The organism is Microbacterium sp. Marseille-Q6648 (genome assembly GCF_943181415.1).
GTDB lineage: Bacteria > Actinomycetota > Actinomycetes > Actinomycetales > Microbacteriaceae > Microbacterium.
Map to the genome: position 1 here is coordinate 409,451 of NZ_CALPBZ010000002.1, position 12,865 is coordinate 422,315.

The 12,865-nt window shown below is 72.7% G+C and carries 13 protein-coding genes and 1 riboswitch; of the genes, 4 read left to right on the forward strand and 9 right to left on the reverse strand.

Annotated elements, in window-relative coordinates; genetic code table 11:
- Positions 1 to 11: 11 nt before the first annotated feature.
- Positions 12 to 857 (forward strand): hypothetical protein, encoded by an 846-nt coding sequence (locus NFR93_RS09365; protein WP_251452386.1) that lies wholly within the window; start codon positions 12 to 14, stop codon positions 855 to 857.
- A 19-nt stretch (positions 858 to 876) separates the two neighbouring features.
- On the opposite strand, the gene NFR93_RS09370 is transcribed toward NFR93_RS09365, so the two are convergent.
- From NFR93_RS09370 to NFR93_RS09395, 6 genes are all read right to left on the reverse strand, one after another.
- Positions 877 to 1,716, reverse strand: a complete 840-nt coding sequence (locus tag NFR93_RS09370) for an SDR family oxidoreductase (protein ID WP_251452388.1) — start codon at positions 1,714 to 1,716, stop codon at positions 877 to 879.
- Positions 1,713 to 2,495: an enoyl-CoA hydratase/isomerase family protein gene (locus NFR93_RS09375; protein WP_251452390.1), complete on the reverse strand. Its 783-nt coding sequence runs from the start codon at positions 2,493 to 2,495 to the stop codon at positions 1,713 to 1,715. The genes NFR93_RS09370 and NFR93_RS09375 overlap by 4 nt, the downstream gene beginning before the upstream one ends.
- 42 nt (positions 2,496 to 2,537) lie before the next feature.
- A complete protein-coding gene (locus NFR93_RS09380; protein ID WP_251452392.1) occupies positions 2,538 to 3,299 on the reverse strand; it encodes an SDR family NAD(P)-dependent oxidoreductase in 762 nt (253 codons plus the stop codon).
- A gap of 112 nt (positions 3,300 to 3,411) precedes the next feature.
- Complete coding sequence (locus NFR93_RS09385) at positions 3,412 to 4,200, reverse strand: energy-coupling factor transporter transmembrane component T family protein (RefSeq protein ID WP_251452393.1); 789 nt, start codon at positions 4,198 to 4,200, stop codon at positions 3,412 to 3,414.
- Positions 4,197 to 5,675 (reverse strand): ABC transporter ATP-binding protein, encoded by a 1,479-nt coding sequence (locus NFR93_RS09390; RefSeq protein WP_251452394.1) that lies wholly within the window; start codon positions 5,673 to 5,675, stop codon positions 4,197 to 4,199. Before NFR93_RS09390 ends, NFR93_RS09385 begins: the two co-directional genes overlap by 4 nt.
- A gap of 3 nt (positions 5,676 to 5,678) precedes the next feature.
- Positions 5,679 to 6,323: an ECF transporter S component gene (locus NFR93_RS09395; RefSeq protein WP_251452395.1), complete on the reverse strand. Its 645-nt coding sequence runs from the start codon at positions 6,321 to 6,323 to the stop codon at positions 5,679 to 5,681.
- A riboswitch (TPP riboswitch) is annotated at positions 6,316 to 6,425 on the reverse strand. Its footprint overlaps the gene before it by 8 nt.
- A gap of 38 nt (positions 6,426 to 6,463) precedes the next feature.
- On the opposite strand from NFR93_RS09395, the gene NFR93_RS09400 reads away from it, so the two are divergent.
- Positions 6,464 to 7,942, forward strand: coding sequence for a D-alanyl-D-alanine carboxypeptidase family protein (locus NFR93_RS09400; RefSeq protein WP_251452396.1), 1,479 nt, complete (start codon positions 6,464 to 6,466; stop codon positions 7,940 to 7,942).
- Positions 7,943 to 7,954: 12 nt separating this feature from the next.
- Here the strand turns inward: NFR93_RS09400 and NFR93_RS09405 are convergent, their stop codons facing one another.
- Positions 7,955 to 8,884 (reverse strand): J domain-containing protein, encoded by a 930-nt coding sequence (locus NFR93_RS09405; RefSeq protein ID WP_251452401.1) that lies wholly within the window; start codon positions 8,882 to 8,884, stop codon positions 7,955 to 7,957.
- Positions 8,885 to 8,887: 3 nt separating this feature from the next.
- Positions 8,888 to 9,955 (reverse strand): enoyl-CoA hydratase/isomerase family protein, encoded by a 1,068-nt coding sequence (locus tag NFR93_RS09410; protein ID WP_251452403.1) that lies wholly within the window; start codon positions 9,953 to 9,955, stop codon positions 8,888 to 8,890.
- 75 nt (positions 9,956 to 10,030) lie between these two features.
- Between NFR93_RS09410 and NFR93_RS09415 the strand changes: the two genes are divergently transcribed.
- Together NFR93_RS09415 and NFR93_RS09420 are read left to right on the forward strand one after the other, a co-directional pair.
- Complete coding sequence (locus NFR93_RS09415) at positions 10,031 to 11,593, forward strand: ATP-binding cassette domain-containing protein (protein ID WP_251452410.1); 1,563 nt, start codon at positions 10,031 to 10,033, stop codon at positions 11,591 to 11,593.
- Positions 11,590 to 12,405, forward strand: a complete 816-nt coding sequence (locus NFR93_RS09420) for an ABC transporter permease subunit (RefSeq protein ID WP_251452412.1) — start codon at positions 11,590 to 11,592, stop codon at positions 12,403 to 12,405. The genes NFR93_RS09415 and NFR93_RS09420 overlap by 4 nt, the downstream gene beginning before the upstream one ends.
- Positions 12,406 to 12,448: 43 nt before the next feature.
- On the opposite strand, the gene NFR93_RS09425 is transcribed toward NFR93_RS09420, so the two are convergent.
- The gene (locus tag NFR93_RS09425; protein ID WP_251452415.1) at positions 12,449 to 12,856 is read right to left on the reverse strand and encodes a hypothetical protein; all 408 of its coding nucleotides are present in this window, start codon (positions 12,854 to 12,856) and stop codon (positions 12,449 to 12,451) included.
- Between the last annotated feature and the right edge of the window lie 9 nt (positions 12,857 to 12,865).

A 12,865-nucleotide genomic window follows, 5' to 3' on the forward strand; every position in this document is an offset into this window, starting at 1 on the left:
GTGAGCACGTGATGGACGCCGGTGACCGCGCCGAGTTGGACGAGCTGAGGCGCCGCGCCTACGGCCCCCTCGCGGACATCGCCGAGGATGTCGCCGCCATGGCGCGGCTGGAAGAGCTCGAGGCGTCGCTGCGCGCGGAGTCGGCGACCACGGGATCTGCAGACGGCGAGAGCCGTGTCCCGGATGCTTCCGCCGCCGGCCGCACGGCGCCCGATGCCGCCTTCGAGCGCGGGGCGCCCACCGCCGAGCGGGCGGAGGACGCCGCTTCCGGCTCCCGCGCTCCGTCGCGCCGTCCTCGCCGCCGAGTGGCGGTCGCTTTCGCGATCACGGGCGCGCTCGTGGTGGGCGCGGGCGCGGCGGGGGTGGCGCTCGACGCCCTCGCCGACCCGGTTGCGGAGCGCCCGCCGGCCGCGGGCGAATCGGCCGCTCCCTCTGACTCCGGCGCGGGCGCTGCAGATGACGACGACGCGGTGGTGCTTCGGATCCCGCTCGACGGCTTCTTCGACAACGACGTCGATGTCGACTCTGCGAGCGACGTCCCGGACTTTCCGACGACCGGGTCGGTTGAGTGGGCATCCGCCCTCGGGCTCTACTACGGCTGGGAGGTGTGGATCGCCGGGGCGGACGGCGCTTCGGAGCGGGAGTACTGCCTGCTCATCGAACAGGAGCTGATCGTCCGTGCGCGCTGCGTCTCGGCACAGCAGCGTGCGCAGGGCGCTCTGAGCGTCTCGGTGCCCTACAGCCTCGTGGATCCGCGCGAGCGGCCCGAGCCGATGAGCCCCGGCGACCAGCTCGCCTTCCGGTGGGATGCCGACGCGACGGTCACGATGTCCGTCGGCACGTCGCTCGCCCCGTGACCGGTCGGCGCCGAGTCGGTCAGTCCAGGAAGATGTCGGGGAAGAGCTGGTCGTCGGGGGTGCCGGCGACAGCGGCGTACCGCGAGAAGTCGGTGACCCCCGCCTCCCGAAGCACCTCCTCGACGATGAGGGTCTGCCCGGTGAGCTCGCCGGCCGGCCGCGTGAGGACCTCGTAAGCGGAGTCGGCGTAGATCTCGGGCGTGCGGCTCGCGGCCATCATCGCCTCGCCGCCCAGCGCGAAGCGCACCGCGGCGGTGGCGATCGTCGTCTGCGGCCACAGCGTGTTGGCGGCGATGCCGTCCTTCGCGAACTCCGCGGCGAGCCCGAGCGTCGCCATCGTCATGCCGTACTTCGCGAGCGTGTAGCCGGTGTGGGCGCCGAGCCACTTGGGTGAGAGGTTCAGTGGCGGCGACAGCGACAGGATGTGCGGGTTGGCGGCATCCCGCAGGATCGGGACGGCGGCGCGCGAGAGCATGAACGTGCCGCGCACGTTGACGTCCTGCATGAGGTCGTACTTCTTGGCCTGCAGGTCGAGCGAGCGCGAGAGGTCGATCACCGAGGCGTTGTTGACGACGATGTCGATGCCGCCGAACTCGCCCTGGGTCTTCAGCACCGCTTCGGTGACGTCGTCGTCGTTGCGCACATCGCCGACGATCGGCAGCGCGTTGCCGCCGGCGGCGCGGATCTGGTCCGCGGCCGAGTGCACCGTGCCCTCGAGCTTCGGATGCGGCGTGTCGGTCTTGGCCAGCAGCGCGATGTTCGCACCGTCGCGGGCGGCGCGAAGGGCGATCGCGAGGCCGATCCCGCGGCTGCCGCCCGACATCAGGATGGTCTTTCCGGCAAGGTTCTTGTCGCTCATGCGGGTCTCCTCGAGGTGGTGGATGCCGCGGCGAAAGCGGCGACGCGGGCACGGGACTGCGGGGTGTCGAACGCGGCGCCGATCGAGCGGGCCTCGTCCGCGAGATTGTCGGCGAACGCCCGCCCCGCCCCGGATCGGACGAGACGTTTCGCCTGACCGAACGCCGCCGAAGCACCGGCGAGCCAGAAGTCCGCCACCGCGCGGGCGCGGTCGGCCACCTGGTCCGCGGCGACGACCTCGGTCACGAGCCCCCAGTCGAGGGCTGTGGCGGCGTCGATCGTGATGTCCTGCAGCAGCAGCTGCAGCGCCCGCCGCTGCCCGACCGCCGCGGGCAGCAGCGTCGAGACGCCGAGGTCGGGGGTGAGTCCGATGTTGGCGTACTTGCTCACGAACCTCGCCTGCTCCGAGGCGACGATGTAGTCCGCGGTCAGCATCAGCCCGAGCCCGCCGCCGGCCACCGCGCCCTGAACGGCGGCGACGATCGGCTTGTCGGACTCGACGAACGTGCGGATGCCGTCGTGGATGATGTCGGCTGCGGCGGTGACGTCGGCGCCGGACGCGCCCGAGGTCGACATCTCGACGACGTCGCCTCCGGCGCAGAAAGCGGGACCGGCGGCATCCAGCAGGATCGCCTCGACCGACCGGTCGGCGGTCAGCTCGTGCGCGAGGTCTCGCCAGCGGCGCCCCATCTCGAACCCCATCGCGTTTAGCGAGGCCGGCCGGTTGAAGGTGACGCGCGCGAGGGCGCCCTCGCGCGAGACCAGAATCGATTCGCCCATGGCGGTGCTCCTCGGGGGGGGGTGAGGGGGACGGGGTTGCGGCTACTTCGGCGCCATGCGGATCGCGCCGTCGAGGCGGATGGTCTCGCCGTTGAGGTAGCCGTTGTCGACGATCGCCGCGACCAGTCGTGCGTACTCGTCGGGTCGGCCGAGACGCTGCGGGTAGGGCACCTGCTGCCCCAGCGAGTCCTGCGCGGCCTGCGGCAGGCCCTTCAGCATCGGGGTCTCCATGATGCCGGGGGCGATCGTGACGACCCGGATGCCGTGGCGCGCCAGCTCCCTCGCGATCGGCAGTGTCATGGCGTGCACTCCGCCCTTGCTGGCCGCGTAGGCGGGCTGACCGATCTGCCCGTCGAAGGCGGCGACGCTGGCGGTGTTGACGATGACGCCGCGGTCGCCGTCGGCGGCCGGCCCGGTGCGCGCCCTGGCGGCCCAGGCCTGCGCGATGACGGTGGAGGTGCCGGTGAGGGTGATGCGCACGATGCGCTCGAAGTCGGCGAGCGGCGTCGGCTCGCCGTCGCGGTCGAGCACCTTCGCCGGCGGGGCGATCCCGGCGCAGTTGACAACGACCCGCAGGGGCCCGGATGCCGCGGCGTGCGCGACCGCGGCGGCGACCTGTCCGGGGTCGGTGACATCGGCGGCGGCGAAGGACCCGCCGAACTCGCCGGCGACCTCGGCACCGGCCGACGAGGGCAGGTCGACGATCGTGACGGCGGCGCCGGCGGCGGCCAGTCGCTGCGCAGTCGCGAGGCCGAGGCCGCTGGCCCCGCCGGTGACGAGGGCCGATGCGCCCGTGAGCTCCATGCTGTTCTCCTTCGAACCACCGCCGAACCGGCGCGAAACGGAATCCGGTTCCAGCATACGCGGGACCGCGTCTCACGCGTTGCGGGTGCCGGGGTGCTCGCCCCAGGGTAGGTCAGCCGGGCCCGAGGATGAAGTTCCACGTGCCCGCCGCCACTGCGGCGACCACGGCGACCGCGGCGATGGCGGCCCCGAGCCCGATGAGCGCCCACTCCGGTGCGCCGAATCGGGAGCGACGCGCCCACGTGCGGGTCCCGTCCGCGCCGAACCCGCGGGCCTCCATGGCGGTCGCGAGCTTCGAGCCGCGCCGGATCGACAGCACCAGCAGCGCGAACGCCATGCCGAAGAAGCGGCGCAGGCGTCCCCGATCCGCCACGCCCCGGGCGCGGCGGGCGAGTTCGAGCGCACGCCAGTCGTCGATGAACAGCCCGACCATGCGCAGCCCCGCCAGCGCACCCAGCACGAAACGCGCCGGCAGGCGCAGCACCTGCGCCAGCCCGTCGGCGAGATCGGTCGGGTCGACGGTGACGAAAAGCACGACCGACGGGAGGGCGATCGCCAGGACCCGAAGAAGGGTGGCGGCGGCGAGGGCGAGGGAGCCCTCGCTGATGCGCACGACGAACCATTCCGCGTAGATCTGGCCCGAGGTCTCGCCGTACAGCGCGATCGTGAGGGCGGTGAGCGGCGCGGCCAGCCACACCGGCCACGTCCGCGTCCAGAACTCCCGCCACGCCAGGCCGGCGAAGGGGATGAGGAGCAGCTCGAGCACGAGCGCCACCGCTGCCGAGACCACATCGAGGGTGAAGACGAGGGGAATGGCGATGACCGCCGCGGCACCGAGCTTGGCGACGGGGTTGATGCCCGCGACCACGCCGGTGCGAGCGCGGGAGTCGAGCAGGGTCACGACGCCCCCTCCGCCGCGGATGCCGGCAGCTCGAACCGCCGGGAATGCAGCGCTGTAACGACGTCGAGATCGTGCGTGATCGTGACGATCGCCGACCCCTCGTCTCGCAGGCGCGCCAGGATCGCCACCAGCTCCGCCCACGTCCGGGCGTCCTGACCGAAGGTCGGCTCGTCCAGGATCAGCACGCGAGGCCGGGTCGCCAGCGCCGCGGCCACGGTCAGCCGCCGCTTCTCGCCGCCCGACAGCGTGTAGGGATTCGCCCGCGCCAGCGGTGCGAGGCGGAGGCGCTCGAGAAGCTCGTCCACGCGGCGCGACGTCTCGTCCGCGTCGAGCCCGAGCGCGCGCGGACCCACTTCGAGCTCGGCGCGCACCGTCGTCGTCAGCAGCTGGTGCTCCGGGTCTTGGAACACAGTGCCGATACGCGTGAGCAGCTGGCGGGAAGACCACCGGATGGGAGCCGCCGCGACGCCGTCGCCCAGCGCGCTCGCCGCCGACACGTCCCCGGATGCCGGGGCGATGAGTCCGGCGAGGGTGAGGCCGAGCGTGGACTTGCCCGCGCCGTTGGGTCCGGTGATCGCCAGCGCGGAGCCCGCGTCGACGGTGACGTCGATCCCCGAGGCGACAGGCCTTCCGGTCACCCGCTGGACGGCCAGGTCACGGGCCACCAGCAAGGGCTCGCCGGGCGCGCGGGCGGGCGGCGGCGGAAGCGGGGGGCGGATGCCGGGCACCCAGACCCCGGCTTCGGCCAGCCGCGGCCCCTCCCCGCGCAGCACCTGATCCGGCGTGCCGTCCGCGACCACGCCACCGCCTCCGGCACCGAGGACGATCACGCGGTCGATCAGCGGCAGCCACACCTCGACGCGGTGCTCGACCACCACGAGGGTTGCCGGGTGGGCATCGAGCATCGCCCGCACGGCCTCCCGCACCTCGACGACGCCGTGCGGATCGAGGTTGGCGGTCGGCTCGTCCAGCAGCACGAGCCCGGCGCGCATGGCGAGGACTCCGGCGAGCGCGAGGCGCTGCTTCTGACCGCCGGACAGCGCCTTCGTCGGCCGGTCGAGGGGCACGTGGAGACCGACGGCGTCGAGCGCGTGACGCACCCGCGGCCAGATCTCCTCCCGCGGGACGCCGAGGTTCTCGCACCCGAAGGCCACATCGTCGCCGACGCGCGCGAGGATGACCTGCGAATCGGGGTCCTGAAGGACGAGCCCGGCGCGCCCGCGGGCGCCGGCGGCCGGCATCCCGTCGATGAGGAGCTCGCCCGCCTGCTCACCCTCCTCGTCGCCTCCGAGTACGCCGGCGAGGCCGTGCAGCAGCGTCGACTTGCCGGCCCCCGAGGCGCCCAGCAGCAGCACGCGCTCCCCCGGCTCGATGCTGAGGTCGACACCGCTCACCGCCCACGCGCGCCGCGACGCGTGCCGCCAGCCCCACCCTCGCGCCTGGACGGCGGCCGCGCGGAGCCCGGCGGTGTTCACGCGTCAGACACGGGCGCGCACATCGCGCCCCGACGCGAACCGGTCGAGCGCGCCGGTGGCGGCGATCCCGCGCGCCAGCAGCCACGAGAGGGCACCGGCGATGACCGCTCCCGAGACGATGGTCGAGGCGAGGTACACGAGGGTGAAGGTGGTGTCCGCGCCGGCGTACCACAGCACCAGGTTGTTGATGCCGCCGGCGAGCGCCGCACCCGCGCCCGCGAGGACGGCCACCGGCAGGCTCCAGCGCTTGTACAGGAAGAGCAGGAAGATCAGCTCGGCGCCGAGCCCCTGCACGAGGCCGGCCTCGATGGTGAGGAAGCCGCCCCATTGGTTGCCGACGAGCGCCGACACGACGGCGGCGAGGGTCTCGGTGTAGATCGCAGCACCGGGCTTGCGGATGATCAGCGCGCCGAGCACCCCGGCGAACAGCCACGGACCGTCGAGCAGACCCTGCAGGCCGGGCAGCAGCGGTTCGAGCAGTGCGCTGGGCCCGAGGTATCCGACGTTCCAGGCCAGGAAGATCAGGCCCGAGGCGACGCCGATGACGCTGGCGACGACGATGTCGACGACGCGCCAGCGCAGGCTCCGCTTCCCAGCGGTGGTCGCCTTCTCGGCGGTGGATGCGGACGTGGACGTGGACGTGTGCATCTTCTCTCCTCCCTGCGCCGGCATGATCCGGATCAGGTTCGACGGTCGAAGCGTGGATCGCTTCCTCTCAGCCCGGCTCACCGGACTCCCGTGGTTGTGGCGATGAGTATACCGGCGTACGGGAGCGGTAGTTTTGTCGCGTGACCGTCGATGACGCCTCCCTGCTGTCGCGCCGTGACGCGCGCGCACAGAACCAGGCGGAGTGGCCGGCGGACGAAGACCCTGATGCCGCGACCGGCGCTCCCGGCGACGGGGGCCCGGTGGTCTCGACCTCGGGGCGCATCGCCCTGACGTGGCTAGACGATCGCACCGTCACGCCCCGACCCATCACCACGCCCACTCTCGTCGCGTCGGGACTGCTGGATCGTCCGCCGTGGCGGTCGCCCCTGCGGGCCGGGGTGCTGGTGCCGCTGGCGATCGCCGTGCTCGTCGCCCTCGTCTACACCGCGACCACCCTGCTGTGGCCGCTGTCGGCCGTCGAGCCCACCATCGCCGACGTCGAGGTCGCCCCGGTCCCGGCGGCCGCGGCCGAGCTCAGCTGGCCGAGCGAGGGAAGCGCCGCCGTCGCCGTGGCGGGCGCGGGTGGCACCGTGGTGTCTCCGGATGCCGCGGACGGAACCCTTTCCTCCGGGGACACCGCGGACGCCATCGCCAGCATCACCAAGGTCGTCACCGCCCTGGTGGTCCTCGACGAGATGCCGCTGCCGGCCGGCGAGGACGGACCCGAGTTCCGGTTCACCTACGCCGATTCGGTGGACTACTGGAATTACCGCTCTCGGGGCGAGTCGGCCCTCGACGTCCCGGTCGACGGCGTCCTGACCCAGCGACAGCTGCTGGCGGGGATGCTCGTCGGGTCGGCGAACAACTACGCCGACCGGCTCGCGGGCAACCTGTGGCCCTCGGATGCGGTCTTCGCCGATGCTGCGAACGAATGGCTGCGCGCCCACGGCGTGCCCGGCGTCACCGTGGTCGAGCCCACGGGAATGGATGCCGGCAACCGGGCGAGCCCCGCCGCGCTGATCACCCTCGCGCAGAAGGCCATGGCGAATCCGGTCATCGCCGACATCGTGTCGCAGCGGGTGATCGAACTCCCCGGCGCCGGCCGCGTCGAGAACACCAACGCGCTGCTGGCGGACGAGGGCGTGGTCGGGATCAAGACGGGCACGCTCGCCGCGTGGAACCTGCTGTCGGCGAAGGACATCACCGTCGAGGACACCCCCGTCCGCGTCTACGCCGCCGTTCTGGGCCAGGCCGACGACGACGCCCGCAACGCCGCCACCCGCGCGCTGTACGCGGACGTCGAGCGCGAGCTGCAGACCGAGCCGACGGTGGCCGCCGGTTCGGTGGTCGGCACCGTCGAGACCATGTGGGGCGAGCGCGTCGAGATCGTGGCCGACGCCGACGCCGACGTGGTGCTGTGGAACGGCGCGGCGGGAATCGTCTCGACGTCGTTCGATCTGGGGGACGAGCGCGCCGACGGCGCCACGGTCGGAACCCTGACCGTCGACGGGCCCCTCAACGACACCACCGTCGATCTGGTCCTGACCGACGACGTCGACGAACCGAGCGCGTGGTGGCGGCTGACGCACCCGCTCGCGCTGTTCGGCCTCGACGGCTGACGGCGAGCCGGTTCAGACGAAGACGACGGCGCGCTGGAGGCGCGTGCGGATGTCGAAGACCTCGTTGCCGCCCACGTCACGGGCGCCGGTGATCCCCCGTCGCAGCACGGTGGACAGCGCGCTGCGAGACACCACAGCCACCGGCATCCCCCGGACCTTTCCGATCTCGTCGATCGGGTCGAGCACGTCCTCGTCGGGGAGCACCACGATCGCGCCGCTGAAGCGCACGCCGGCCGCGCGGGCGATCACCCGCATGCGCGCGACGAGGGTCGCCACCGGCGGCTCGCCGACACCCTCGCCGATGAGCTCGCCCCGGCGCGAGCGCACCGGTCCTCCGAAGTCCTCCGACAGCACCGCATAGAGCCCGCTGGGGCCCAGCACGATGTGGTCGAGCTTGTCGTCGGCGTCGCCGCCGCGCCCGGCGGCCGCGACGTCGTGCCACACGGTGTAGCCCATGCCGAGGTCGGAGACGATGCGCGCGGTGGCCTCCTCTGCGAGCGCGTCGGCGAGCAGGCGCCGGACCGCGTGGGGCGCGGAGCGCACGAGCGCCGGGTCGTACGGATCCGCCACGGTCACCCCGCGGCCCGCCCACTCGCGGATGAGCGACAGGTAGCGCTCCCGCCGCCAGCCGCCGGGGTGCCCGAACGAGCGGGCGCGAGGGCGCGTGTCACGCGTCGCCGTGCGCGGCGGCGACCACTCAGACCACTCCGGGGGCGCACTCGCACCGAACCCGTGGCCGCGGTCGTAGGCCGCCCGCGCCTCGGCAGTGCCGACGAGCTCCCACGCCCGCTGCACCTGCACGAAGACGGCGGCGTCCCCGCCGGTGTCGGGGTGGGTCTGGCGCAACCGCAGCCGGTACGCCTTGCGGAGCGCCTCGTCGTCGACGTCGGGCGCGACGCCGAGCACGTCGTACGCGGATGCCGAGAGCGGACTGTCGAACACGGGTCAGTCGTCCGCCCACAGCGGCTGGTCGGGCACGAAACCGAAGGCCTGGTCGACGGTCGCCGGATCCAGGTCTGCGAAGGTTGCCGGTTGCCACCGCGGGGTGCGGTCCTTGTCGATCAGCTGCGCCCGGATCCCCTCGACGAGGTCGGGCTGAGTGGCCGCGAACCACATCACCAGGCCGTACTCCTGCGCGAGGACCGCGCGCAGATCGGGAAGGGTTCGCGCACGGCGGACCGCTTCGAGCGTGACGGCCAGCCCGGTCGGCGACAGCTCTTCGAGGGTGGATGCGGCATCCGCGGCAGCAGCGTCGCCGTGCGCGCGCAGTCGCGCGATGATGTCGGGCACGGTGTCGGCGGCGAACGCGTCGTCGATCCATGAACGGGCGCGCTCGAGCGGCGCCTGCTCGGGGGTCTCGTCGAACAGCAGGACGAGCTCGGTCGGCGTCGCCGGATCGGCCCGGGTGCGCAGGGCGTCCGCGAGGCTCGCGAGGCGATCCGAGGGGACGACGTGATCGGCAAGTCCGACGTAGACGGCGTCCGCGCCGCCGATGACCGCACCGGTGAGGGCGAGGTACTCGCCCAGCCGGCCCGGGGCGTGCGCGAGCAGCCACGTGCCGCCGACGTCGGGCGTGAAGCCGATGCGGGTCTCGGGCATCGCCAGCTGCGAGCGCTCGGTCACGATGCGGATGGTCGCGTGTCCGGCCAGCCCGATGCCGCCCCCCATGGTGACGCCGTCGGCGAGGGCGACGATGGGCTTGCGGTACTCCGAGATCCGGGCGTTGAGCGCGTACTCGGCGCGGAAGAACTCCGCGGTGGCCTCGGGGCGGCCCCCGCGGATCTGCTCGGCGAGGCCACGCACGTCGCCGCCGGCGCACAGTCCGCGCTCACCGGCGCCGTCCAGCAGCACGAGATCCACCTCGGTGTCGTCCTGCCACCGGTTCAGCGCATCGGCGAGGTCGCGGATCATCCCCAGGTCGAGGGCGTTGATCGCACGCGGCCGGTTGAGTGTCAGATGCCCGACCCCGTCGCCGGTGCGAGCCAGCACGCGGGGTTCGTCGTTCGCGGTCACCCCGCCACGTTACCCGGCTGCACCACCGGGCCGCCGTGAATCCCGGGCCGGACGGCCGTTGTGGGTCAGGATAGGGTGAACGGCCACGACAACGAGAGGTTCGGCATGCCCGAAGGACAGGTGCTGGAGTTCTCCGCAGTCACCAAGCGATTCGGCGGCATCACCGCGGTGTCGGATTTCACCGCCCGCGTCGAACCAGGACGCGTCACCGGCTTCCTCGGCCCCAACGGTGCCGGCAAGACGACGACGATGCGCATCCTGCTGGGCCTCGTGAAGGCGACGTCGGGCACCGCCACGATCGGCGGCACGCCGTACCGCAGGCTCCGGCATCCGCTGCAGAGCGTCGGAGCCGTCCTCGAGGCCTCGAGCTTCCACCCGGGCCGCACCGCCGCGAACCATCTCACCGTCTACGCGCAGGCGGCCGGCATCGCGCGGACCCGCGTCGACGAGGTGCTCGACCTGGTCGGCCTCTCGGATGCCGCAGGCCGGCGTATCGGCGGATTCTCCCTCGGCATGCGCCAGCGCCTGGGGCTCGCGTACGCGCTGCTGGGCGATCCCGGAGTGCTCGTTCTCGACGAGCCGTCCAACGGCCTCGACCCCGAGGGCATCCGCTGGATGCGCGGCTTCCTCCGCGGCCTGGCGCGCGAGGGCCGCACGGTGTTCGTGTCCTCCCACCTGCTGACCGAGATCCAGCAGACCGTCGACGATCTGCTGATCATCTCGCGCGGCCGTCTGGTCTTCCAAGGGGGTCTCGACGAGCTCGCCGACCCCACCGAGACCGCGACCGTGGTCGACGCGCCCGACCGGGGCGCTCTCGTCGCGGCGCTGCGCGCGGCGGAGGTGCCGTTCGAAGTGCTGCGCTCCGGGCTGACCGTGCGCTACTCCTCGCCCGCCGACGTGGGAGAGGTGGCCGCCGGCGCCGGCGTCGCCCTCTCGTCGCTGCAGCGACGCGGTCCCGCACTGGAAGAGGTCTTCCTCGACCTCGTCAACGGCGTGCGCGTGCACCCGAGCGCGGGCGGCATGGCCAGGCCCACCGGGCCCGCCGCGCTCGGCCCCAGCACCGGAGCCGCGGCACCGGCGACGCCGGCGGATGATGATCGCGAGTCCGGTGGCGTTCCGCAGGCCGAACCGGATGCCGCCAGCGCCGAACCGCGGGTCGACCCGGAGACTCCCGGCGACACCGGGACCTCAGACGACACCGGGACTCCAGACGACACCGGGACTCCAGACGACACCGGCGCGATGTCGGAACAGGACGCACCCGAGGTCGCCCCCGCGGACACCGCGGAGCCGGTTTCGACGTCGAACGAGCCCGAGGCCGAGCACGAACCCGGGTCGGACGCGTTCGACACCGACCCCGTCGACGAGGCGCCGTCCGCACCCATCGACGAGGCACCTTCCGAGCCCGCCGACCAGGCGGAGTCCGAGCTCACCGACCCCGAGGCGTCCGAGCCGAGCGACGACGGGGCGTCCGAGCCCGCACCCACGACCGCCGCGTTCGTGGTCGCCGCCACCGGCGTGATCGACATCGTCCCGCCGTCCGCGGATGACCACGGCGACGCCCCCGGCGACCAGGCGGAGCAACCCGTCAGCGACAGCGACCATCACCCCGATCACGAGGAGAGCCACGCGCGATGAGCCTCACCACCGCGACGCGCTCCGAGACCACGAAGCAGTTCACCACCGCGATGTGGTGGGTGCTCGCGATCGTCCTCGCCGTCTACATCGCCTTCACCGCCGGCGTCCTCGCGTTCGTCTTCGCCGCATCCTCGTCGGGCTCGCTGCCCGGAGGCGCCCCGACCCTGCCTGAGGACGGCCTCGCACCGGTCCTCTACAGCACGGCGAGCTCGGTCGGCTACGTCTTCCCGCTCCTCATCGGCACGCTCATGGTGACCAGCGAGTTCCGGCACAAGACGCTGACCTCGACCTTCCTCGCCACCCCGCGGCGCGGCCTCGTGCTCTCGGCCAAGATCGTCGTCGGCATCGTGATGGGCGTCGTGTTCGGCATCGTCGGCATCGTCGCCGCGGTCGGCGTGTCCGCCGGGATCCTCGCGGGCTTCGGCCTGGACACCGCACTCGGCGACGCCGAGACGTGGGCGCTGCTCGGCCGGATGCTGGTGGCCTCGGTCCTGTGGGTGCTCATCGGCATCGGCGTGGGCGCGCTCGTGCGCAACCAGGTCGGCGCGATCGTCGGGGTGCTGGTGTTCACGCAGTTCCTCGAGCCCGTCGGCCGGGCTGCGGCATCCTTCGTCGAGGATCTCGGCCCCGTCGTGCAGTACCTGCCGGGAGCGGCCAGCGACGCGCTCGTGGGCGCGAGCGTCTTCACCAGCATGCCAGGGGCCTCGGCCGGCGAGCTGGAATGGTGGGTCGGCGGTCTGGTGCTGCTGGGCTACGCCCTGGTGCTCGTGGTGCTCGGAAACGTCGTGAGCTGGCGACGCGACGTCAGCTGAGCGCGCGTCGCGGGCGAAGACGCCGGCGGGTGAAGAGCGTCGGCTACGACGACGACGGTGCGTCGGCGACGATGTCGATGACGTCGGTGGGTTCGCCCTGCACGTCCAGGCGCAGCGCCTTGACGAGTTCGAGTCCGTGGCGGGTCGTCAGCAGCACCCGCTGGAACTCGGGGTGCCCGACCAGATCGATCACGACGCCCTTGCGATGACGTCGCGCGATGACGAAGTCGTCGGCGGCGGCGGAACGCCACGTTCCCATCGCGACGATCCCGCGCAGGTGGGTTCCGGGCTGGGGGATGCCGCGCAACCAGGTCCAGGCGTCGTCGACGAGCTGCACGCGGTCGATCGTGTCGCGCTCGATCTCGATATTCCGCTTCCGGAATGCCATGGCCTTCTCGGCGCCGGACAGCACGACTTCGAGCCGAGACGAGTCCAGAAGCAGCGTGACCATGCCCCTAGT

Coding starts and splice junctions, on each gene's coding strand:
- NFR93_RS09395 (WP_251452395.1), bottom strand. CDS start 6,323: ATGCACACGTCCACGTCCACGTCCGCATCCACCGCCGAGAAGGCGACC.
- NFR93_RS09380 (WP_251452392.1), bottom strand. CDS start 3,299: ATGGAGCTCACGGGCGCATCGGCCCTCGTCACCGGCGGGGCCAGCGGC.
- NFR93_RS09375 (WP_251452390.1), bottom strand. CDS start 2,495: ATGGGCGAATCGATTCTGGTCTCGCGCGAGGGCGCCCTCGCGCGCGTC.
- NFR93_RS09365 (WP_251452386.1), top strand. CDS start 12: ATGGACGCCGGTGACCGCGCCGAGTTGGACGAGCTGAGGCGCCGCGCC.
- NFR93_RS09425 (WP_251452415.1), bottom strand. CDS start 12,856: ATGGTCACGCTGCTTCTGGACTCGTCTCGGCTCGAAGTCGTGCTGTCC.
- NFR93_RS09370 (WP_251452388.1), bottom strand. CDS start 1,716: ATGAGCGACAAGAACCTTGCCGGAAAGACCATCCTGATGTCGGGCGGC.
- NFR93_RS09420 (WP_251452412.1), top strand. CDS start 11,590: ATGAGCCTCACCACCGCGACGCGCTCCGAGACCACGAAGCAGTTCACC.